The following is a 23,309-nucleotide window of genomic DNA, read 5'->3' on the forward strand; positions in this document are numbered from 1 at the left end:
CCCCTATCCCCCGTGGTACAGGCGGGCGTACACACGAATCATTGCTCCCTTGGGTATCTCGATGTCGCAGGGCATGGAGAAGGTGCGGGCCGGGTGGTTGATGGTTTCAACGGGGCGACCTTTGTCATCTTGCAGACCTGCGGCAGGCACTTTCATTACAATGGGCGCGCGGCCGGGGAATAGGATTTCCATTTCTTTGCCGGGCGCGAGCTTGTTTTTGGAGTGCAGGTACAGTCTGCGCTCATTTGCGTCATAGTCTGTGACGATGCCGCCCAGCACCCATTCGTTGATGTAGCCACCCCTATTTACGTCTTCACTGGCCGGGTTTTCTGGGTAGTAGAAGCCCGTGGAATAGGTGCGATGCGTGACCTTGTAAGGCTCCTCGGCCAGCCACTTCGGGTATTCAATGGGCTGGGCGGGACGCGGGTTTTCGGGCAGGTGGATTTGGTCGTGGAATGGGGTGAGGATGTTGCCGGCCTCGTCTTCGAATCCGCGTTGGATCATGTATTCGTTCACCGCTGTTTTATAGGCGTTAGTCATCGCGGCAACGTAGTAGGCGCTTTTGGCGCGGCCTTCGATTTTGAGGGAGGTGATGCCGGCGTCGAGGATGTCGTGCACGTGCTCGATGGTGTTCATGTCGTTGGAGTTAAACAGGAAGGTGCCTTGGTCGGTGATTTCAACGGGGATGAAGTCCCCGGGGCGGCGTTCTTCAACGACGTGGTATTTGTAGCGGCATGATTGGGCGCAGTCGCCGTGGTTGGCGTCGCGGCCCGTGGTGTGTTGCGAGATGAGGCACCTGCCTGAAAATGCCATGCACATGGAGCCGTGTACGAATGCTTCGATTTCGAGCTCGTTTGGCGTGTGTTTGCGTAGTTCGCGAATGTCTTGGAGGGATAGTTCGCGGGCGAGCACAACACGGCTTGCGCCTAGTTGTGCGAGCGCGTTTGCTGCCTGATAGTTGGTGACGCCAGCTTGGGTGGAGATGTGGACTTCCGTGTTGGGGGCAACTTCGCGGGCGGCCATGAGGACGCCTATGTCAGTGACGATGAGGGCGTCTACTCCGATGTCTCCTAGCTGGCCCATGTAGTTGTTCATGGCTCCTACTTCGCCGGAGCTGGGCAAAATATTGCAGGTGACGAACACGCGCCCACCCCGCTCGTGCGCGTATGCAACGGCCTGTTCGATGTCTTCAAGGGTGAAGTTTTTCGGCGCGGAGCGCATGCCGAAGTCTTTACCACCTAGATATACGGCGTCTGCTCCAAAATCGAACGCGGTTTTAAGAGTGGCTAGGTTTCCAGCGGGTGCGAGCACCTCGGGGCGAGTGCGGCGGCGTACGCCTTCAAACAGTTCAGTCACGTGGCCAAGTGTACCGATAACCGCAGGCAGGCGAAGAACGCAACAAGGCGGCCCGTCTTGCGCGCTCCCAAATCCCAAGGCAATCGTGTTTACAGCCGCATCAGATCAGTCGAGGGAAGGTTTCTCCAGTTCTAAGAACTCCTCACCTTTTGGTGTCAAGGCGAATACTAGCGGACGCCTACTGACTTCTTCGATCAATCCTGCTTCAGTCAACTCTTTAAGCATCGGACGCACGGTGCTCTTCGATCTTTGGAGAAACTTGGATATCTCATCGAGGCTTCCACCACTTCTTGGACCGAATAGAAGAATCTGGCCGAGCATAAACAATGTTTGTAGGTGATATGGCGTAAGGCTCTTGAACTCCTTATCAATCACATCGATGCGTTGCGAAAGATTCTCAAGGCTCACCAGCCGTATGCGCAATGATTCCACCAACCGCATTTGAGCAGCTAGCAATATATCCATCATGTCGCTGATAAAGAACGTTACCTCGCCCATATTCATGGGATCTTCGACCTGGAGGAAGGCTTTGTAGTATTTCCTCTTTTGCCGCATAACCTCTGCAGAAAGAGATAAAGCCGTTGGCGCAGACAGGATGCTCCGCAAATTCAACGCAAGCAAGAAGCGCCCGAACCGCCCGTTGCCGTCGTAGAACGGGTGAGTATGCTCGACCATAAAATGACCGACCAGGGCATTCACGAGCATGGGCTTTTTCTCTGCACTACTGACATCAAGCGCAACGCTTAGCCGACTCTTAATTTCCTCTTCCCCCAACACGCCCTTGTGTATGGATTTCGAACCGTCTGTTACGTGCACTTCGCCGAGACGAAACAGGCTACCATCCAATTTATCTTCGCTGGAAACTTCGGCACCAAGAAGCTGGTCGTAAAGCGCACGCAAATCAGTCAGCGTTTGGGGAAAAGTGATCGTTTCGACGCCGCTATCACCAATGAGTAGCTTGAAAGTACTAGCCATTTCTTGAAAGCGCTTCGGCCGTCCGGGCATATTCTCATCTATTGCCACGTTGAGCGCCTCAGTTACCTCACGCCGAGTTGATTTAACATTCTCAATCTCATTTGTGGATTGTATTTCTTCAACCAGGAGGGTGTAGAAATAGTGATCTTGTGCCACGCCGGGCAACACATTCCACGCTTTCTGGATTTCCTGCTCGGTTTTCCATATGGTTTCCGACAACTCATAGATGTCGCGAGTGATAACAGCGAATAGGGGGTTATTTCCAACGTGGTACGGGTACTTTACGGTCGCAGGACTATTTAGACGGTTTTCGAGTTCCACGTTGACAACGTTGCTAGCGTCCAGATTCGTCTTATGGAACAGAACACGTAGCGACTTGTAGGTTCCCATCATCTTATGCCTAACGCTTCAGTGACCATCTTTTGAAGTTTCAAAAGAACAAGATCTTTAGGAAATAGCATACGCTCAACTAAACCCTATTTTGCAAAATTTGCGTTTTTTGCGAAATAGACCGCGCTTAAGACGCTCTTATTTGTAAAATTCGCCATTTTTGCAAATAAGCCTCCCTTTTTATCGTGGCAAAACGATGATGCGATCACTCTGCCCCATTTATGGCGTGATTTCCCTTGTATTTTGGGGGCTAATCTACAAATAGGTAGTCCCATATCGTAGGATCGCCTTATGCGCACAGTGTCAAAAGTTTTCCTCTCTTTATCCGTGGTGCTTGTTCTTGCGGTGGCGGGAGTTTTCGGGTTTGCACAAACCTATAGTGCGAAGGCGCTCCCTCGCACCACGGTCGCTGGCATGAATGTAAGTGGTAAGACGGCCAAACAGATCGAACAGCAGGTTGAGGCCGCCGCGAGCGAACGCACTCTCGATCTCACTATTGAGGGCGAGGCTGTAAGCACGCCCCTCGCTGATACAGGTTTCAGTGTTGATGCGGCTAAGACAGCGCAGGCCGCCCTTAAGCCTTCCGCTTCGGTTTGGAGTCGCGCTACCGGCCTGCTTTCATCTCGCCACATTCCTGCTTCTGTAGATGTGGATGAGCCTGCGTTCGCACAGTTTGTTGAGTCGTTGAACGCGAACACGTCGTCTCCTACAAAGGAAGCGTCCGTTTCTTGGAATGGCGACCATTTTGTGGCCTCTCCTGGTTCTGCGGGCATGGCCGTTGACGCTGATCAGGTGCGTACGATCGTTGAGAATGCCGCGACGGAATTGAACGGCTCGACTTCGGCAGAGATTTCTGTGGCGCAACGCGACCCCGAGATTAGTATGGCGCAAGCTGAAGCTGCGGCCGGCAAGGCAAACGAGTTGATGACTGTTTCCGTGAAGCTTGGCGACGGAGTTGAATCATTTGAGCCTACTCGCGATGACGTTGCGAACTGGGTTTCTTTTGACGCTACCAACGGTTTAGCTCCCTCGTTTGATGCGGCAGAGATTGAGAAGTGGGTTTCACATATTGCAGATAAGACGAATGAGGATCCCACGCCCGGCATTCAAAACGTTGACGAGAACGGCAAGATTCTAATCGACGCTTTGGAAGGCAAGAAGGGTTGGAAAGTAAACAACCTTGACGCGGTTGCCGGCCAGGTGGTGCAGGCCGTTAAGGAGGGTAAGCCATTCAACGGATCATTTGATTACGACGAGATAGAACCTACTTACGAGCAGCGCAAGATCGCTCCGGGCGCTGAAAACCTCCCCTATCCGGCCGCTCCGGGCGAGAAATGGATTGATATTAACCTCACTACGGCACAGATGACATGCTATGAGGGCACGGAGGTTGTGCGCGGTCCGATTCCGGTAGTTCCGGGCAAGCCGTCCTCGCCCACTGTGGACGGGCATTTCAACGTGTATTTGCAGTATGAGAGCCAGACGATGCGCGGCCTGAATGATGACGGTTCACGCTATGTGGAGCCGGATGTTCCTTGGGTGTCGTACTTCCACGGGTCTTATTCGATTCATGCGGCGCCGTGGCAGCGCACGTTCGGGTGGACGGGGCCGGGTGGCTCGCATGGTTGTGTGAATACGCCAACGTCTGACGCGGAGTGGATTTACCATTGGGCAGACCTGGGCACTTCCGTAATGTCCCACTATTAGAAGCAGCCCTCAAATAGAGGTAGGCCGCAAACACTTTCAATAACACTCCCCCGGCGCGAATCCGTTTCTCGTTTCGCTTCGGGGGATGCTTGTACTGTTAGTAGCCTCGTTTGCACGACAGCCTCACCTGCACAGCAGTGTTATCTGTCTGTCAGCTGCGGTTAATCATCATCGTCGTCGAGTTCCAGTTCGGGGTTTTCTGCCCGAGCTTGTTCGAATACTTCGGCGGCGGCTGAAAGGTTGATTATGCCGATCACGATGCCAACCGTGATGTCTGGCCAGGGGCTGAACCAGAACAGGGTGACGATGCCCGCGGCAAGGATTAATAGGTTTGCGAGGACGTCGTTGCGCGCCGCAAGCCAAGCTCCTCGAACTAGCGCGGTTTCGTGTTTGCGTAGTTGGAGTAGTAGCAGGGCGCTGGCAAGGTTGATGAGCATTGCGAGGATCGCGGTTACTGACAGGGCGAGGGGTTCTGGTGGCTCTCCGGACACCATTTTCCAAATGGCGGTACCAAATGCGGCTACAGCAGGGATAAGGATGAGGCCGGCCAGGCCATAGCTGGCTTTACGTCTGCTCGCCACGGACCATCCAAGGGCGGTGAGTACAAGCATGTTGATCAGGAAGTCTTCGAGGAAGTCAGCTGCGTCAGCAAATAGTGCTGCCGAACCAATAATTGAGGCGACGATCAGCTCGATTATGAAGCCGATGAGATTCAGGATGGCTACCCAGGCAACGATTCGCCGAGCGCGCGTGTCAAGATTTTGAGCGGTATACACAGGCACTGATTCTACCTAAATACTGGTGAGGCTACTGAGTGGGCCTGCGCACTCCTCTCTAACAACACAAACAATCAACTTAGGTTAGGCGTACCTAAGTAATTCTAGTACTGTTGGTGTCATGGATACGAATAAGAGCGCACCCCGCCTCCCGCAAAGTGACAGGTCAACTAGTGTTGCGGCAGGCCATTGGGTGCTTGCCCGCGCAGGCAAGCGGGTTTTACGCCCGGGTGGATTGAAACTAACAAACCGAATGTTGGATGCGGCTGGTCTATCCGGCAAGAAAGTGTTGGAATTCGCTCCGGGTTTGGGACGTACGGCCACGCTCATGCTTGAGCGAGGAATTGCCTCGTATACGGGCGTGGATCAAGATCCGGATGCTGCCGCACGAGTGCAGGCCGCAGTGGGGCCGAAGGGCACGGTTGTGAATGCTAATGCGCAATCCACTGGCCTTGAGGCTGAATCAGCTCAGGTTGTGGTTGGTGAAGCGATGCTGAGCATGCAAGGCGATAAAGGTAAGCGAGAGATCATCGCTGAAGCGTTCCGACTGCTTGAGCCGGGCGGCTGCTATGCGATCCACGAGCTTGGCCTCACTCCTGACAGTATTGGCGTGGAGCTTGCGAACCAGTTGCGCCGGCGCCTAGCCCGCACGATTAGGGTTAATGCTCGCCCTCTCACTCGCAGTGAGTGGTGCGCACTGTTAGAACAGGCGGGTTTCAGTATCGAGTGGGTGGGGTATGAGCCGATGGCTTTACTGTCCCCGCGCCGCAACCTCGCTGATGAAGGTGTAGGCGGTGTTGTGCGGATTTTGCTTAATGTGGCGCGTGATAAGGAGATGCGGCGCCGCGTATTGGATATGCGCGCGACGTTCAACGAATACCGCGATAATCTGACTGGCATCGCTATCGTGGCACGAAAACCCGCTACCAATCTGGAGGAAAAGGAGATCTGACTATGACTGAGTCCAAACCATCACCTGCCGGCTCGCTGGGATTTATCGAAAACCTGGCGCAGCGTGTTGAGTATTGTGCGAACTCAACCACTTCTACAACGGTGATGCGCGCTGAGGGCGTGAACGTGGTTTTGTTCTCGTTCGACGAGGGAGAAGAACTATCCGAGCACACTGCCGCAATGCCTGTGATTGTCCAGGCCCTTGAAGGTGAACTCGAAATCAGTGCGGATGGTAAGACGGTGACGTTGCGCCCGGGCGGAATGGTGCATTTTCCTACGCGCCTTCCTCACGCGGTTAAGGCACTAACCAAAGCAAAAATGGTGCTTTACATGATGAGCCGGCCGCCAGCGAACTAAGTACGCCACGCCAATTTGCGCAGGAGTGGGCCGGTTCTGTCCGCTCCTGCGCATTGATTTTTAGGACTATTGCAAGAGGGTGTGGGCCGGCCAAACTGCATTGCAGCATGTTGTGCACATTCTTTGTCCTACTCCCCCGTTATCCTTATGAAAGCGGCCGGTTGCGGCGTTAAATATTGGTTAGTGGTATTGGGAGTTTGTTGTGGGTAGTGACGCTCAAAGACAAGAGCTACATCGGACTATCTGGCGTATTGCTAATGATTTACGCGGGTCTGTAGATGGTTGGGATTTTAAACAGTACGTGCTTGGGATGCTGTTTTACCGCTTCATTTCCGAACGTTTTGTTCAGCACGTAAACCGGTTGGAGCGTGAAACGGATCCTGATTTTGACTACGTTCATCTTCCCGACGACTTGGCCGAGTACGGTCGCGATAGTTCGGTTGCAGAGCTCGGCTTTTTTATTCGCCCGTCCGAGCTTTTTGAGAACGTGCGTAAGAACGCGGCGGCTGACCCGGATTTGAATGAGCGGCTTGAGCAGGTTTTTCGCAACATTGAAGGATCCGCTGTTGGTTCCCAGTCAGAGGGCGATATTAAAGGCTTGTTTGATGACTTGGATGTGAACAGCGCGAAGCTCGGCAATACTGTGGCGGCTCGTAATGCGAAGCTGGTGCGGATTTTAAATGAGATTGGAAACTTGCCCCTTGGTGATTTCAGCTCTCACTCGATAGACATGTTTGGGGACGCTTACGAGTTCTTGATGACGATGTATGCGTCTTCAGCAGGCAAGTCTGGTGGCGAGTTATTCACCCCGCAAGACGTTTCTGAACTGCTGGCCCGCCTAACTTTGGTGGGAAAGACCAAAGTGAATGGCGTGTACGATCCGGCGTGTGGTTCTGGTTCGCTTCTGCTTCGGTTTGCCAAGATTATCGGGCAAGAAAACATTGATCGAGGCTATTTTGGCCAGGAGATTAACCTGACCACGTACAACCTGGCGCGCATCAATATGTTTTTGCATGGTGTTGGGTTTGAGGACTTCAGTATTGCTCTGGGCGACACTCTTACTGATCCGAAGCACTGGGATGACGAACCGTTTGAAGCGATCGTGTCGAACCCTCCGTATTCCACGAGGTGGGAGGGTAAGAATTCTGCGATTTTGGTAAATGATGAGCGTTTCGCTCCGGCGGGCGTGCTGGCTCCCCCGTCAAAGGCGGACCTCGCATTCACGATGCACATTTTGCACTGGCTTGCAGAAGACGGCGTTGCGGCGATCGTTACGTTCCCGGGTGTTTTGTACCGCGGGGGTGCTGAGGGCAAGATCCGTAAATACCTGGTGGACAACAACTTTGTTGATGCGATTATTCAGCTGCCGGCGGATTTGTTCTTTGGCACAACGATTTCCACGTGCATCATGGTGTTGAAGAAGTCTAAGCAGGACCCTTCAATTCTGTTTATTGACGCTTCCGCCGAGTTTGAACGTCGCAGCACTAAGAATCAGCTTTTGGATGAGCATCGCGAGAAGATCCTGGAGGCGTTCACTGCCCGTAAGAACGTGGATCATTTCGCACGCCTGGTGAAGTATGAGGAGGTTGCAGAGAACGACTACAACCTCTCGGTATCTTCATATGTTGAGCCGGAGGACACTCGCGAAGTCATCAACATTGAGGAGCTGAACGCCAACCTGGTAAAGATCGTGGCCCGCCAACAGGAACTACGCGCACAGATCGACCAGATCGTAACCGACCTGGAGGCCACCAAATGAGCCGCATAGATCAGCTGATTAACGAACTATGCCCAGACGGGGTGGAGTTTGTGCCTGTGGGCGATGTGATCGAAAAGGTTAACAACATCAGGTGGTCCAGCACCGATTCTCCAAGGCAATACATAGACCTTAGTTCGGTGGATATTCGCTCCGGCCGTATCACGGATACACACGTAGTGGATGCTTCGAATGCACCTTCACGAGCAAGACAACTTGTCAAAGTAAATGATGTCTTGTTCGCTACAACCCGACCAACGCAAATGCGAGTATGCGAAGTTCCATCCGACTTTGATGATGCCGTTTGTTCCACGGGATACTGCGTTTTGCGCCCTAAATCTACAAGGGTGAGCCCAAGGTGGCTGTTTCATATTTTGCGAACACAACGCACCTTTCAGTTCCTGAAGGATAATCAGACTGAGGGGAACTACCCCGCTATTTCCGATCGTGCTCTTAAACGTTTCTCCATTCCTCTGCCTCCGCTCGATGTACAAATGGAGATTGTTCGTATTCTTGATGCATTTGCAGAGCTGGAAGCGGAGCTGGAAGCGGAGCTGGAAGCGGAGCTGGAAGCGGAGCTGGAAGCGGAGCTGGAAGCGGAGCTGGAAGCGGAGCTGGAAGCGGAGCTGGAAGCGGAGCTGGAAGCGGAGCTGGAAGCGGAGCTGGAAGCGGAGCTGGAAGCTAGGAAAAAACAATACGAGTACTACCGCGACCAACTCCTAACCTTCCCTGAGGGGGGGGGTAGAACTTAAACCCTTGGGCACGTGTGGGACTTTTATCCGTGGAAATGGGTTACAAAAGAAGCACCTCCGCGACCACGGATTCCCAGCTATCCATTATGGTCAAATCCACACTCGATACGGGATTACTACACATCAAACTATCTCCTTTGTGGACCCCGAATATGCGGCAAAACTAAGAAAACTACTTCCTGGTGATCTAGCAATAGCAACTACTAGCGAAGACGAAGAAGCTGTGGCTAAAGCAGTGGCGTGGGAAGGCACGACGGATGTAGCTGTGGGTGGAGATCTATACATTTACCGTCATCACTTTGACCCAACATATATATCTCTCTTTTTCGAATCCGAACACTTCCAACAGCAGAAAATGCGCTTTATCACCGGTACCAAAGTTAAACGAATCTCTGATAAAGCACTTCAAAAGATAATGGTTCCAGTACCACCCAAAGAGGAGCAAACAGAAATTGCGCGGAAGCTCATAAATTTCGATGCCCTTGTTAATGATATTTCTTCTGGTTTGCCGGCTGAGATTGAGGCTCGGCGTAAGCAGTATGAGTACTATCGAGATAAGTTGGAGCGTGTCAAGTTGTTTGTGTGTGGGGCTTGATTTCTTAGAGGTATTGGTCGAAGCGGTCGGGGTAGGCCACGGCCATTTGGTTGATGGCTTGTTTCCACCCTGAAACCTTTCCGCCTTCAACGAGCCGGCTAGCTGAAGCGGCGGCTCGTTTACCTTCTTTAGCGCGTTTAGCTGCGCGTTTGTCTTCAATATTGCATATCATCAACCACAGAGTCTTCAACGCGGACTCATCATTGGTGAACTGCACCCGGTTACGAGTGGCTTTACGCAGCTCATTGTTAAACGACTCAATCGAATTCGTCGTGTAGATGACCTTGCGGGCTGCCGGCGGAAACTGCAAGAACGGCACGAACCGCTCCCATGCGTCTTGCCAGACCTTCACAGACCTGGGGTATTTCTCGCCAAACTCAGAGGATGCGAACTCAGCCAGTGCCGCTGCAGCAGTGGATTCATCAGGGGCGGTATAGACCTTCTTCAATGCTGCCGACACGGTCTTGCGGTCGCCGTAGGCCACCCACCGGTTGGCAGCACGAATCAGGTGCACGATACAGGTCTGCACCATCGAACCTGGCCAGGTTGCCTCCACTGCCTCAGGCAAGCCTTTGAGCCCGTCACAGCAGACAATGAAGACGTCTTTGACCCCGCGATTCGACAGGTTGGAGCACACCTGCGCCCAAAAGGATGCTCTTTCTTCCTTGGCGATCCAGAGTCCTAGGATGTGTTTGATTCCGTCGATGTCCACGCCGATGGCCATATAGGCGCTCTTGTTGACTACGCGTCCACCGTCACGGACTTTGATGCGCAATGCGTCAAGGAAGATGACGGGGTAGAACTCGTCGAGCTGGCGGTTTTGCCACACCAGTACCTCATCAAGGACTGCGTCAGTGACAGCGGAAATCGTCTCATGGGAGATATCCACCCGCATGGCGGTGGCCATATGGTGCTGAATATCGCGCACGGTCATGCCGCCGGCATACAAGCTCACGATCATGTCATCGACGTCAGTCAAGCGCCTGGAGCCTTTGGGAACCATGGTGGGAAGAAACGTCCCAGCCCTGTCTCTGGGAACGTCTACGGTAACCGGCCCGTAATTGGAATCAACCGTCTTCGGGTAGGTGCCATTGCGGTGATTATCAGTCCCAGCTGCCGCTTTAGCGTCCCGATCACCGGATTGATAGCCGAGGTGGGCATCCATCTCAGCATTCAAACCTCGGGTAATCGAGGCTTGCAACATGCCGCGCACCAGGTCATTGGCATCCGTGGTGGAAGTGCCCAATTCGTCGATCAGCTTAGCGATTTCAGGGTTAGCAAGAAGCTTCTCCTCAATCGCGTCAATCTTGGCCTTATCAGCCGGGTCTCGTCTTGCCACAGTAGTCATTCTGGCTTATCTCCTTATGCGGGATGGATTCCCACACACAAACCATCAAACACTCTCATAAGTTGCTGACGTTCAAAGAGAAAGCTTCCTAACTGTGGAAACGCGCAAGTTTGACCCCGTAGCCCTTTCACCCCAATCAACCGTCGTAGCCGAGTACGTGCCTGACAACAACGATGCCAGTGGCTACCAGTCCGAAGCTCAACTAGAAGCCGAATTCATCCGCCAGTTACAAGCACAAGGTTACGAATACGCTGATATTCGAGACGAACAACACCTCGAAACTAACCTGCGCGCCCAACTCTCAAAACTCAACAACGTCAAGTTCACCGACGCCGAGTGGAACCGCTTCTACAAAACCAACATCGCCAACTCCAGCGACACTGTAGAAGACAAAACCACACGTATCCAAGAAGACCACATCCAACTACTCGAACGCGAAGACGGCACCACCAAAAACATTCGCCTGATCGACAAAGACAACATTCACAACAACCACCTCCAAGTCATCAACCAATACGCCGTAGACAAGGCAGACGGAGCGAAACACTCCAACAGGTACGACGTCACCATCCTCGTCAACGGACTCCCCCTAGCACACATCGAACTCAAACGACGCGGCGTACCCCTACGCGAAGCCTTCAACCAAATCAACCGCTACCGCGACGAAAGCTTCAGCACCGGTGCTGCCCTATTCGACTACGCCCAAATCTTCGTTATCTCCAACGGCACCAGCACCAAGTACTACTCCAACACCACGCGCCTAGCCCACATCAACGAAACCAACAAAAAAGACAAAAAATCATTCGTCTTCACCTCATACTGGGCCGACGCGCAAAACCAGCCCATCGAAGACCTCATCGCGTTCGCAAAAACATTCTTCGCCAAACGCACCATCCTCAACATCCTCACCAAATACTGCGTCTATACCGAAAACCGCCAACTGCTAGTAATGCGGCCGTATCAAATCGTGGCTACGGAGAGAATCCTCACCCGCATACTCACCTCCACCAATGCGGGCACACTCGGCACCACAGCAGCCGGAGGCTACATTTGGCACACCACCGGATCGGGCAAAACCCTCACCTCATTCAAAACCGCCCAACTAGCCACCAAAGTTGAAGGCGTTGAAAAAGTACTGTTCGTAGTAGACCGCAAAGACCTCGACTACCAGACCAAACTCGAATACGACCGCTTCCAAAAAGGCGCAGCCAACGGCAACACGTCAACCGCACAACTCAAACGACAACTTGAAAGCGCTGATCCAGCCAAAAAAAATCATCGTCACCACCATTCAAAAACTTGCAACATTCATCAAAGCCAACCAGGGCCACACCATATACAACGGGCACGTAGTCCTCATCTTTGACGAATGCCACCGCTCCCAATTTGGTGACATGCACGTAGCCATCAAACGAGCCTTCAAGAAATACAACCTCTTCGGGTTCACCGGAACGCCCATCTTCGCGGAGAACGCGGGCTCTGGAAAACACGTAAACCTCAAAACCACGGCGCAAGCATTCGGCGAAAAACTCCACACCTACACGATCGTGGACGCCATCACCGACAAAAACGTACTGCCCTTCCGCATCGACTACATCAACACCATCGAGGAAGGTAGCTTCAAAGACAAAGACGTGCGCGCCATCGACGTGGAAAGCGCCATGATGCACCCCGAACGCATCCGGCAGGTAGCGCAATACATCCTGGGCCACTTCGACCAGAAAACGAAACGAAACTCCGTTTACATGGTGGGTGGCAAACGCAAACAAGGATTCAACGCCCTCTTTGCCACTTCCTCTATCGAAGCAGCCCGCGCCTACTACGGCATGTTCAGCAAACTACAGCTGAACGTGCCCGAGGCGAAAAAGCTCAAGATCGGCATGATTTACTCCTACGGAGCTAACGACCAGCCAGAAGACGGGATCATCGAAGATGAAAGCTTCGATGCCGAAAAACTATCCGAATCAGACCGCGGATACCTTGAGGACGTAATCAACGACTACAACGACATGTTCTCAACCAACTTCGACACCTCCGGATCCAGCTTCCAGGACTACTACGAACACTTATCGAAACAGCTCAAAGACCGCGAGCTCGACCTCGTGATCGTGGTCAACATGTTCCTAACCGGCTTTGACGCGCCCACTCTAAACACGCTGTTCGTGGACAAGAATCTGCGCTCACACGGCCTCATCCAGGCCTACTCGCGTACAAACCGCATCCTCAACACCGTTAAAACATACGGAAACATCGTTTCGTTTAGAAACCTTGAGCAGCAAACGCAAGACGCCATCGCACTTTTTGGCAACAAAGACGCATCCGGCATCGTCATGCTGCGTCCCTACCAGGAATATCTGGCCGAATACAAGGCCAAGCTAGACGAGCTGCGCAAGGTTTACGCCGACCCCACAAGCCCCATACCCGCAAGTGAGACCGCGCAAAAAGAATTCATCAACATATTCGGCGCGGTACTACGCCTGCAAAACATACTCTCCTCATTCGACGACTTTGAAAGCGGCAACCAGTTCAGCGAGCGCGAGCTCCAAGACTACAAGTCACGCTACATGGACCTATACGACCAGTGGAAACCACGCGCAGAAAGCGACCGAGAAGACATTCGCCAAGACGTGCTGTTTGAAATCGAACTCGTCAAACAAGTTGAGATCAACGTGGACTACATCCTCATGCTCGTTGAACAACGCCATGAAGCCGGCACAGACAGCGAAGACAAAGAGATTCGCGCGAAGATTGACAGAGCGCTTTCCTCATCGCCCTCGCTACGTCCAAAGCGTAGGCTCATTGAAGAGTTCGTAGACAACGTCTCTATCAACACCAGCGTGCAAGATGAATGGCGCGAATACGTAAACGGCAAGCGTGAAGAAGAACTCGCAGCAATCATCAACGAGGAGCGGCTCAACCGGGACAAGGCCGAACAGCTTGTCGCAAACGCGCTACGCTCGGGTCACGTGCCCACCGCAGGGCAATCCGTGGCAAGTGTTCTACCACCCATCTCCCGCTTCCGCCCCGACAACGCGCGCGGAGAAACCATGCAACGGGTCTACACCAAACTGCAAGAGTTTGTGGACCGCTTCCGCCCGCTCCTACGCAACGACTTTGAGGACTGAGAGAACGGTGTGGCCGCTGTAAATCCAGCGGCCACACCCTCAACGTCCATCGCCCTATAGAGCGATGATCTACTTCTCCAAGTAGTCGGTGATTACCTCGAAGATCATTGCCAGAGAGGTTGCGCCCGCATCTGGCGTTCCGAGGCTCTTCTCCCCCAGCGGGCGAGCCCTACCAACCTTCGCCACCAAATCCTTAGTGGACTCAGCGCCCTTACGAGCAGCGTCCGTAGCTGCACGCCAGTCGCCCTGCTCCTGCAAAGCCCGAACGGCAGGAACAAATGCGTCGACCATAGTCTTGTCGCCCACGTGAGCGCCACCCAAACGAGTCACCGCTTCAAGACCCGCAGCCGCCGCTTCAGCCAAGTTCGCATCCCCAGCCTCATCACCAAGCACGCGGCCAAAAGCCGTCAACAGCGCACCCCACAGGGCACCCGACGTGCCGCCCGCAGAAGCGGACCAAGAATCACCCGCACCCGCAAGCACAGTGGCCGCGCCACCGCCCTCACCAGCCAAACGGCGAGCCGTCTCCACAGCCGCCTTCGACCCGCGAGCCATACCAATACCGTGGTCACCATCGCCCGCAACCGCGTCAATCTTGCCCAGCTCCGGCTCCTTCTCATGAAGCAAATCAGCGATCCGCTCCAAAACGCTCACAACCTCACCAGCCAGCTTCTGCGACGCCTCACTACCAGGCTGCTCAACGCGAACCTCCTCTGCGGTCACATTCAGCTGGCGGTCATCGACTTCTGCCGGAGCCATATTGCCCACTCGGAAAGCAGGCGTATCCGCCGGCGCCTGCCAGAACTTGAGCAGTTCATCATCAACCCACACCAGCGTGAGCGACACGCCAGCCATATCGAGGGAAGTCACGAACTCGCCAACTTCCTTACCAACCAACTCAAGACCAGCCGCACGAAGACGCTTGGCAATGTCCCTCCACAGGACGAACATCTCCTCATACTTCGTATCGCCCAGGCCATTCACAATCGCCACAACGCGATTATCCGAACCCTCCGGACGCTCATCAATCAGGCCATCAACGAGCAGTTGCGCAATCTCATCCGACGTGCCGATCTCGTCCTCACGCACACCCGGCTCGCCATGAATACCCATGCCAACGCCCATACGGCCCGGCTCCAAGTGGAACAACGGCTCCTTCGCGCCCGGCAACGTACAGCCACTAAACGCCACGCCAAACGAACGAGTCCGATCATTCGCCTTATCAAAAACGCGCACCACCTCATCAATATCCAGGCCGGCCTCAGCCGCTGCGCCCGCGATCTTGAACGTAGGAAGGTCACCCGCAATGCCGCGACGCTTCAAATGATCCTCTTCACTAGCCGAGGCCACGTCATCTGTAACTACCAGCGTGCGAGCATCAATGCCCTCACTACGTAAACGCTCAACTGCCTGGCCGAAATGCAAGACGTCACCCGCATAGTTACCAAACCCAATCAGCACACCGCCACCACGCTCAGCTGCCTTCGCCACCGAATACGCCTGGGCGCCCGAAGGGGACGAGAAAATATTGCCAGCCACAGCACCATCAGCCATGCCCGGGCCAACCCAACCAGCAAACGCCGGATAGTGGCCGCTACCTCCACCAACTATGATGGCAACCTTGCCTTCCGGGGTTTTAGTACTGCGCACCACGCCACCATAAACAGGCTTCACCCAGTTGCTGAACGCATCAGCAAAGCCCTCAATAGATTCCGCTGGAAACTCTTCAGGGTTGTTAACTAGACGTGTCATCTGTATTCCTCCTCGAATGACTACTGACGCCCCTTATACTAAACTGTGTTGTAAGTAACACGCCAGACGTTAGGAAAAGATCAATGCGAGCTGCCGTTCTCAACGCCCCTCAAGACCTACAACTAACCGAAAAAGACGCTCCCGTAGCCGGCCCGGGCGAAGTTGTTCTCAAGATCGAAGCGAACACCCTATGCGGCACTGACTACCGGCTCTACACCGGCGCAAAAACTGCGGGCGTTCGCCCTGGTGCTGTTCCCGGACACGAAATCGCCGGCCGCGTACACGAAATCGGCGAAGGCGTAAACGCCTATTACCCGGACCTGAAGGTGGGGCAACAGGCCACCGTCTCTATCGTTGTTTCCTGCGGTGCCTGCCGAAACTGCTTGCACGACCGCGAACACCTTTGTGAAAACCTTGAGCTGTTCGGCTACGGTTACGACGGCGGCCTGCAAGAATACATGCTGGTTCCCGCCAACGTGGTTGCGCGCGGTAACCTTTTTCCCGTTGCGAAAGAACTCTCCCCTAAAGCTCTATGCCTTGCCGAACCGGTTTCCTGCTGCCTGAACGGCATCGCCAACTTCGGTATCAACCAGGCCGACACCGTGGTCATCATGGGCGCCGGCCCCATTGGCCTCTTGCACGCGCAACTAGCTATGCACGCGGGTGCGGCAAACGTGATCGTTTCTAACCGCGGCGCAGGCCGGCGTGAAATCGCTACCAAGCTGGGCGTCACTGCGGTTCATTCTGACGACCTCGTTCAAACCGTTAATGACGTGACGGCAGGGCGCGGCGCTGACGTAGTCATCGTATGTATTGGCGTGCCGGAACTTGCCAACCAGGCGCTAGAAATAGCCGCTGACGGGGGCCGTGTGAACTACTTTGCGGGCTTCCCGAAGGGCTCCACCTCCACGATGGAGCCAAACCTCATTCACTACAAGGAACTGCAGGTCACGGGAGGTTCAAACGCTCGCCGCCGCGACGTAGCCAAAGCCATTGAGCTACTTCAAGACGGCGTGATCGACGTGGACGCGATTGTGACCCACGAGTTTGCACTCAGTGACGTACATTCTGCTTACACCGCCCTCCGCGACCGCATCGGCGTAAAAGTAGCAGTAATCCCGGACTAGACCGGCAGTTTTTATGGGGCCAGTTCAACGCGAGCTGGCCCCATGAAACATCTCCAGATAAGTAGCGCTGCGCTAGCTGTCCCTCGAATCTCCACTTTGTTAATTAATCGCGTACTGATAAACAGCACGAACCAGCGGCTTAGAATGCCAGCGCTTGAACATTCCTGAAGTATTTTGCCGCATAGCTTGCAACGCGAATTTTCTAGCTCCGTCAAGAACCTCGGGATATTGATTACAAAACTGTTCGAGGTCTCCTACCGCGTAGTTAATCGCATCCGACTCCGCTGACGGATACGTAAAGGTAAACGCCCAAGCATCCAAGAACCCTCCATACGAAGACTCATACTCAAATCCCCAATAATCTTTTGTCCTGCCTGGCAAAACAGTTCCTGGAACTGTATTCAACCAACCGACACCCTCCATTAGTTCCAACTTTTCCGCCTTCGCATCTGGAAACTCACAAGCGCGAGGGAAGAACAAAAGCTCAATAAAGCCCGTACTCAACGTAGCCCAACGGCCTCCACTTGTGCTTGGGCAATCCGTAAGAGTCCAGTACTGCCCCTCAAGCTCAACCGCACTTGGAACCAGCTCCTTCAACGCAAAAGCAATATCGCGCAAAATCGGCTCTTGGTACTCCTTGGGAACTAGCCTTGCGAACTTCGTGGGTTCGCTCTCAAAACTTTCCAAACGTTGCTGTGCCCCTCGCAAATCATAAGGGCCATCACCGAGCGTCCACGCCTGCTGATCCTCAACCGGAATCACCAAATCCAACCCAGACGGCTGGTCATGCCCAACATTCAACATACGGTTACGCAAACGTCTACCGCTTGCCCGGAATCGTTGGATCTCTTGATATTCAATCGAATCCAAGCTCATTGATTCTGGCACCGGCATGAACCAAAGTTTCTCCACATCAGTCCACGGATCCACATGATTAGTGTTACCGTGCCGATGCTGAGCAAAACGCGTCACCACATTCTTTGCCTGACCAACATAGAACTCGCCGTTAGAAAACTCGAGCACGTAAATTCCTCGCCGGTTATGCGGGATAAGGGCTGATACGGAATCCAGCTCTCCCACTGGAAACCGCGCGTATTTGAGTTCAGAGGGCACCTCATTCGCGCCCGCACCAATCTTGGCAACCGACATCGTTTCAAGTTCATCCAAAGGCGTGCGCGAAGCACTTTGAGAATTGCGATCCATCTTGTTCCACCTCTACGACGCTAGAGAAACCAAACAACTCCAGCATTTGAAAGCACTATACCCACAATTGCAACCCGCCAAGCAGGTCTCAAAACCTGCTTAAATATTGCGCGATTGCCGCACTTCACAGAAAACCACTCACGAAAACTTGTAATAACCAACTGTCTGTTCCTGGATTTTGCGCGTGGTTCCAGGCTTGCAGCTGTTGGTCAATAGCGTTATGCAAAACAGCTTCAGCATTTCTGAGGACGGTTTGCACAGCTGCAGTCAATTCTCCATGCATCGGTGAAGGTTAAGGGCCAGAAGGTCTGGCATTCGACATCGCCTGACCGCGCGTATATGTATGAATGCAAATTAATCACCGAAAGAGAGGCACTTGCGGCACTCTACACGGCTATGAAGAACCCTCATGCCCACAACGCTATGGGCAGCAATCGGGCGGTAGCTGCCGTGAAACTGGCGTACTCGCTAAAAGTTAGTTAAACGAAATATCCGTTTAGGGTGGACTATCACAAAAGTGGCGGGTTAATCCCAACAGGAGCCTTAGCCACCCGCAGGAATTAACCCGCCTGAAGAAAATCCACCCGTCGCTAGTACAAAACCAGGTGGCCGTTTAGGCGTTAAACGCCCGCTCTATGCGCTCGTGCGCAGCCCAGATCTGCTCGGGAAGATTCTTGAACTGTGCAAGGTGTTCGCGGCGGTGGCCCATCTCCTTCTTCCACAGTTCAGTGTCGATAGAAAGAAGCTTATCCAGATCGGCGTCGTCACCTTCGAAACCATCCAGATTCAGCTCTTCCTTCTTCGGCAAAATACCTACCGGCGTTTGCACGCCCTCAGCGCGTCCTTCCTTAACATCTAGCAACCAAAGCAGCGCCCGCAGATTATCGCGGTAGCCAGGCCAGAGGAAGTGACCGTCTTCCGGATCGCGTTGGAACCAGTTAACGTGCGCAAAAATGGGCTGTTCCTTCGCGGAACCAATTATCTTCAACCAGTGGGCCGCATAGTCCCCTTCGGGGTAGGACATGAAGGGGCGCATCGACATCGGATCGTAACGCAGCACGCCCTCCTTGCCCTCGGCCGCGAAAGTAGCCTGGGCGCCCAGGGTCAAACCGTCGTAAACGCCCTCAGTCAGGTCGGTGATTGCCCGGATAAGCGGCTCCCGGTCCTTTACTCGCCCGCCAAAGATGATGGCGTCGATTGGCACCCCTTGCGGTTCTTCGTAGTCGGGGGCCACGTTGGGCACGTTATCCAAAGACGTGGTGAAGCGAGAATTGGGGTGTGCCCACTCGTCGCCTTTGGCCTCGGAACGCTGCCGATCGGCCGTGCGGTCGGAAATCTTTTCGCCCTTCCAATCCAGCCAGCCGGTAACATCTTCCGGGTGATCCGGGGTCTTACCTTCCCACCACAGTTCTTGGGTTTCAGGGTTGTAAGCGACGTTGGTGAAGAGCGTCTTAGACCCTTCTTTGATGGCGTCCATGGCGGTGGGATTAGACTGCCAGTTAGTGTCCTTTGCCACGCCGAACGCGCCGTATTCTGGGTTCATGCCGTAAAGCTTGCCGTCTTCGCCAACGTGCAGCCACACGATGTCATCGCCGTAGAAGTAAACTTCGTAGCGCTCACCCAAAGCGTCGGGAGCTAGCATCATAGCGAGATTGGTTTTACCGGAAGCTGAGGGGAAGCCGCCGCACACGTAGTAGGTACGATCCTCGAACTTATCCTTAATCCCGATCAGCATGAACTGTTCGGAAAGGAATTCCCCGGAAGCCCAGCCGTCGTAAGAGGCTTGGCGCAGACCGTGGGCGATCTTCCCGAGTAGCGCGTTGCCACCGTAGGAGGAACCGAAGTGCAAAATTGTGCGTTCATCGGCTACCGTGGCAAACAGGCGCTTGTCCTTATCGGTGCCCTGACCCAAGTTCTCCAGGTCGCCGGTCACGTGCACTGCGCGCACGAATTCTGCCGGATTTTTTAAATTGTTCAAATGTTCTACACCAACCCGGGCCATGCGGATCATGTGAAGAACGACTGTGAGGTTGTCGGTAAGTTCCACCCCGCGAGCCCACTTTTCTAGCGGCGATTTCGGCGGTGCCATCAAGTAGGGCACCACGTACATGGTTTTACCCCGGGAGGCGCCCTTCATACTTTCCAGCTGCCGGGCAGTTACTTCCGTGGCGTCGTGCCAGTTGTTGTAGATTCCGGCTTCTTGCGGATTGTGGGTGGCGACGACGGTGCGTTCCTCGCTGCGCGCCGTGTCCTTGTAGTAGGAGCGGGAGTAGTAGAGTCCATCGCCCGCAGGTGCGATTTCACCGGTGGTTAAGCCCTCAGTGATGAGCCGGTCGTCATCCTTTGCGGAAATGACTTCGATGGCAGCGGGTTCGGTAATTCCGGCCCAGTACGCTACGTACTCAGCTACTGCGGGGTTTTCCAGTCCGGCATTGCTGAGGATCTTGGCAATCTTATCCATATTTATACTCCTAATTTCGGCAGTCCCAACAATATTGTTAGTCTACCCGAAATTTTTGAAGCGACTTGGATTTAAGTCCTACCTGGAATAATTATGGTTTTGCATCGGGATAATTCTTGGCTTGTGAGGAGTTTCACTAGCTCCACCACCATCAACCAGGCGCAACTCAACCGGGGCAAGGCTGAACCTGTCCTGGCTAGCCCATTGTGACCGTGCTGAGCCTTGGCGTAGCTGACGACTTAGACGAGCCATCACCGCCACCAGAAGGAGAAGTAGACATCCTCAGATCTTGGCTACTCAACTGGTGACTCTTCAGGAGACTCTGGCTTGGGCTTGAATGCTAAATCAACTATGAACACTACGGTCCCACCGTCATTCACCTTACAAGCACCTTGCTCAGGACAGATAAGCCCGGGAAAGAAATCACGGTGGGGCTTTGAAAAGAACGCAGGGCGCTAACATTGGATGCAAAATCGGGCTCTAAAAACTTAGAATTCTTTACCTGCCATGATCTTTCGACCTGTCCATAGGGATACTGCGGTAAGCATGATCGTCACGGTCAGTAGCATTCCTGCGCTGGTGAGCGGAGGCAGGATTAAGGTTTTTGCTCCCCATTCGAAGATTGCTTGTTTGTTGGAACCAACAAAGGATTTACTGTTTTAGGGCTTTTAGCGGGCCTGGGGAGTTTTCAAAGGGCACAATTCTTTCTACTTATTTTAAGGCCGGGTTATTTTTCACGGGTTAAATACGTGATTTTATGTCCTAAGGCGAGAGGCCGGTGAAAAAATGTTCAAAGGCGATGACCATTAGTACCCACTTAGGTTAGCCTAACCTTAGGGCTGCTTCGGTTGCTCTAAATCAACTAATACGAATGGAGCTATGATGTTCACAACGCAGTTATCGCCAAGCAGGCGCGAAGAGGCGTTACGCGATATGGAGGAAAAACCGCTTGATATTTTAGTGATTGGCGGAGGTGTTACGGGAGCGGGGATCGCACTGGATGCGGCAAGCCGTGGTTTGCGAGTCGGTATGGTCGAGGCGCAAGACTGGGCCTCCGGCACTTCGTCGCGATCTTCAAAGCTGGTGCACGGTGGTCTGCGATACCTTTATCAACTTAATTTTGCCTTGGTTGCTGAGTCTTTGAGGGAACGTGGCTTATTGCTTACCCACACGGCTCCGCATTTGGTGAAAGCACAGCCTTTTTTGTGGCCCATAAAAATGCGCGTAATAGAGCGGGCTTATTCGGCTGTTGGGGTGGGAATGTATGATGCCATCGCACAGTTTGCACATAGGGGTTCAGTGCCCATTCAAAAGCACTACTCGAAGAAAGGGTCATTGGAGCTTGCGCCTGCGTTGAAAAAAGACGCACTTATTGGCTCTTTGGTTTACTACGATGCCAGGGTGGATGACGCCCGTCTGGTGGTGAATCTGGTTCGCACGGCCGCTCAGTTTGGCGCTTTGGCTGCGAATCGCACCCAGGTTGTTGAAATGCTCAAGGATGGAAACAAGGTGGTTGGCGCCAAACTTCGTGACATGGAAACAGGCGCTGAACATGTGGTTAAGGCAAAATCCATCATTAACGCAACGGGGGTTTGGACCGAGAAAACGCAGTCTCTTTCCGGTTCTACGGGTGGCTTGAAAGTTTTGGCCTCCAAGGGCATTCATATTGTTGTGCCGAAGGAAAAGATTGATTCCAAAGTTGGTTTATTCTTGCGCACAGAGAAGTCTGTGTTGTTTATAATCCCGTGGAAGCGTTATTGGGTTATAGGAACTACTGATACCAAATACCATGAAAACAGGTTGGAACCGGTACCTGATTCTGAGGATATTGATTATTTGCTTGAGCATGCGAACTCGGTACTGGCTAACCCGCTAACACGTGATGACATCATTGGGGCTTTCGCTGGGCTACGGCCTTTGTTGCAGCCAGGAACTTTGGACGGAGATAAGGCTAAGTCAACCAAGGTTTCCAGGGAGCACACAGTTACTGAAGCCGCTCCGGGGCTCACTGTTATAGCAGGTGGGAAGCTTACGAGTTACAGGCAGATGGCTGAAGATGCTGTTGATTTTGCCTTGGGTAAGGAGCTGGCTAAGCGAATACCGTGCGTTACCAGAAGCACTCCGCTTTCTGGAGCTGTTGACTATGAAGCTATGTGGGAACAGCGTGAGGCGCTGGCAAAGAAAAACGGTTTGAGCGTGGATCACGTAGAAGATCTGTTAAACAGGTACGGAAGTGACATTAAGCTGATTTTCAAAATGATTGAGAAGGATCCTTCTTTGGGGAAGGAGCTTAAGGGCGCTGAAGAGTATCTGCGCGCAGAAATAGCGTTCGGTGTTTTGCATGAGGGTGCTTTGCATGTGGAAGACTTACTGGCGCGCCGCACCAGGCTCTGTTACGAGCATCGGGATCGCGGATTGGCTGTTATTGACGAGGTTGCGACAATAGCTGCGGATATTCTTGGCTGGGACGAGGCGGCCAAGGCGCACGAGATAGAAAACTACAAGGCACGGTGTGATGCCGAAGAAAAGGCGGAGGGTATAGTTAGCGAAGCCGAAGCTCAAAAGGTACGTGAGCAGGCGGTGCCTATAACCGAATTTATTGATGTGTCTCCGCAAATTGACGGTTAAAGCCGTGGGAATTTTTGCCTTTTAAATCGCTGACTCTAAGGCCTTGGAGG

17 protein-coding genes are annotated in these 23,309 nt (G+C 53.4%); 10 read left to right on the plus strand and 7 right to left on the minus strand.

Annotation, left to right across the window (positions count from 1 at the left end; genetic code table 11):
• Positions 1–3: 3 nt before the first annotated feature.
• Together HMPREF9238_RS02105 and HMPREF9238_RS02110 are read right to left on the minus strand one after the other, a co-directional pair.
• Positions 4–1,356, minus strand: a complete 1,353-nt coding sequence (locus tag HMPREF9238_RS02105; protein WP_016443790.1) for a peptidase U32 family protein — start codon at positions 1,354–1,356, stop codon at positions 4–6.
• Positions 1,357–1,461: 105 nt separating this feature from the next.
• Positions 1,462–2,652, minus strand: a complete 1,191-nt coding sequence (locus tag HMPREF9238_RS02110; RefSeq protein ID WP_232217587.1) for a Fic family protein — start codon at positions 2,650–2,652, stop codon at positions 1,462–1,464.
• Between the two features lie 360 nt (positions 2,653–3,012).
• Between HMPREF9238_RS02110 and HMPREF9238_RS02115 the strand changes: the two genes are divergently transcribed.
• Positions 3,013–4,428: a L,D-transpeptidase family protein gene (locus HMPREF9238_RS02115; protein WP_016443792.1), complete on the plus strand. Its 1,416-nt coding sequence runs from the start codon at positions 3,013–3,015 to the stop codon at positions 4,426–4,428.
• Between the two features lie 161 nt (positions 4,429–4,589).
• Here HMPREF9238_RS02115 and HMPREF9238_RS02120 read toward each other — a convergent pair whose 3' ends face one another.
• Positions 4,590–5,210: a cation efflux transmembrane domain-containing protein gene (locus HMPREF9238_RS02120; protein WP_016443793.1), complete on the minus strand. Its 621-nt coding sequence runs from the start codon at positions 5,208–5,210 to the stop codon at positions 4,590–4,592.
• Positions 5,211–5,325: 115 nt separating this feature from the next.
• Here HMPREF9238_RS02120 and HMPREF9238_RS02125 point away from each other — a divergent pair, with 115 nt between their 5' ends.
• The 5 genes from HMPREF9238_RS02125 (at position 5,326) to HMPREF9238_RS09020 (ending at position 9,615) form a co-directional block, all read left to right on the plus strand.
• Positions 5,326–6,156, plus strand: a complete 831-nt coding sequence (locus tag HMPREF9238_RS02125) for a class I SAM-dependent methyltransferase (RefSeq protein ID WP_016443794.1) — start codon at positions 5,326–5,328, stop codon at positions 6,154–6,156.
• Between the two features lie 2 nt (positions 6,157–6,158).
• Positions 6,159–6,512 carry a cupin domain-containing protein gene (locus HMPREF9238_RS02130; RefSeq protein ID WP_016443795.1) on the plus strand — a complete coding sequence of 118 codons (354 nt, stop codon included), beginning with the start codon at positions 6,159–6,161 and terminating at the stop codon, positions 6,510–6,512.
• Positions 6,513–6,714: 202 nt separating this feature from the next.
• Entirely contained in the window at positions 6,715–8,271 is a 1,557-nt protein-coding gene (locus tag HMPREF9238_RS02135) for a type I restriction-modification system subunit M (RefSeq protein WP_016443796.1), read from the plus strand.
• Positions 8,268–9,020, plus strand: coding sequence for a restriction endonuclease subunit S (locus tag HMPREF9238_RS08850; protein ID WP_016443797.1), 753 nt, complete (start codon positions 8,268–8,270; stop codon positions 9,018–9,020). Before HMPREF9238_RS02135 ends, HMPREF9238_RS08850 begins: the two co-directional genes overlap by 4 nt.
• Before the next feature lie 139 nt (positions 9,021–9,159).
• On the plus strand, positions 9,160–9,615 hold the full coding sequence (locus HMPREF9238_RS09020; protein ID WP_016443798.1) for a restriction endonuclease subunit S: 456 nt from the start codon (positions 9,160–9,162) through the stop codon (positions 9,613–9,615).
• Between the two features lie 4 nt (positions 9,616–9,619).
• Here HMPREF9238_RS09020 and HMPREF9238_RS02150 read toward each other — a convergent pair whose 3' ends face one another.
• Positions 9,620–10,963: an IS256 family transposase gene (locus tag HMPREF9238_RS02150; RefSeq protein WP_016443799.1), complete on the minus strand. Its 1,344-nt coding sequence runs from the start codon at positions 10,961–10,963 to the stop codon at positions 9,620–9,622.
• Between the two features lie 94 nt (positions 10,964–11,057).
• On the opposite strand from HMPREF9238_RS02150, the gene HMPREF9238_RS09025 reads away from it, so the two are divergent.
• Together HMPREF9238_RS09025 and HMPREF9238_RS09170 are read left to right on the plus strand one after the other, a co-directional pair.
• Positions 11,058–12,329 (plus strand): type I restriction endonuclease, encoded by a 1,272-nt coding sequence (locus HMPREF9238_RS09025; protein WP_016443800.1) that lies wholly within the window; start codon positions 11,058–11,060, stop codon positions 12,327–12,329.
• Positions 12,211–14,088 (plus strand): type I restriction endonuclease subunit R, EcoR124 family, encoded by a 1,878-nt coding sequence (locus tag HMPREF9238_RS09170; RefSeq protein ID WP_350303868.1) that lies wholly within the window; start codon positions 12,211–12,213, stop codon positions 14,086–14,088. The genes HMPREF9238_RS09025 and HMPREF9238_RS09170 overlap by 119 nt, the downstream gene beginning before the upstream one ends.
• 69 nt (positions 14,089–14,157) lie before the next feature.
• On the opposite strand, the gene HMPREF9238_RS02160 is transcribed toward HMPREF9238_RS09170, so the two are convergent.
• Positions 14,158–15,840 carry a dihydroxyacetone kinase family protein gene (locus HMPREF9238_RS02160; protein ID WP_016443802.1) on the minus strand — a complete coding sequence of 561 codons (1,683 nt, stop codon included), beginning with the start codon at positions 15,838–15,840 and terminating at the stop codon, positions 14,158–14,160.
• A gap of 83 nt (positions 15,841–15,923) precedes the next feature.
• Between HMPREF9238_RS02160 and HMPREF9238_RS02165 the strand changes: the two genes are divergently transcribed.
• Complete coding sequence (locus HMPREF9238_RS02165) at positions 15,924–16,967, plus strand: zinc-binding dehydrogenase (RefSeq protein ID WP_016443803.1); 1,044 nt, start codon at positions 15,924–15,926, stop codon at positions 16,965–16,967.
• Between the two features lie 99 nt (positions 16,968–17,066).
• On the opposite strand, the gene HMPREF9238_RS08545 is transcribed toward HMPREF9238_RS02165, so the two are convergent.
• Both HMPREF9238_RS08545 and HMPREF9238_RS02175 read right to left on the minus strand, forming a co-directional pair.
• Positions 17,067–18,170: a GIY-YIG nuclease family protein gene (locus HMPREF9238_RS08545; protein ID WP_016443804.1), complete on the minus strand. Its 1,104-nt coding sequence runs from the start codon at positions 18,168–18,170 to the stop codon at positions 17,067–17,069.
• 613 nt (positions 18,171–18,783) lie between these two features.
• On the minus strand, positions 18,784–20,631 hold the full coding sequence (locus tag HMPREF9238_RS02175) for a phosphoenolpyruvate carboxykinase (GTP) (RefSeq protein ID WP_016443805.1): 1,848 nt from the start codon (positions 20,629–20,631) through the stop codon (positions 18,784–18,786).
• A gap of 882 nt (positions 20,632–21,513) precedes the next feature.
• Between HMPREF9238_RS02175 and HMPREF9238_RS02180 the strand changes: the two genes are divergently transcribed.
• Positions 21,514–23,259, plus strand: a complete 1,746-nt coding sequence (locus HMPREF9238_RS02180; protein WP_016443806.1) for a glycerol-3-phosphate dehydrogenase/oxidase — start codon at positions 21,514–21,516, stop codon at positions 23,257–23,259.
• Positions 23,260–23,309: the final 50 nt, after the last annotated feature.

The sequence above is a fragment of the Gleimia europaea ACS-120-V-Col10b genome (assembly GCF_000411155.1).
GTDB lineage: Bacteria > Actinomycetota > Actinomycetes > Actinomycetales > Actinomycetaceae > Gleimia > Gleimia europaea_B.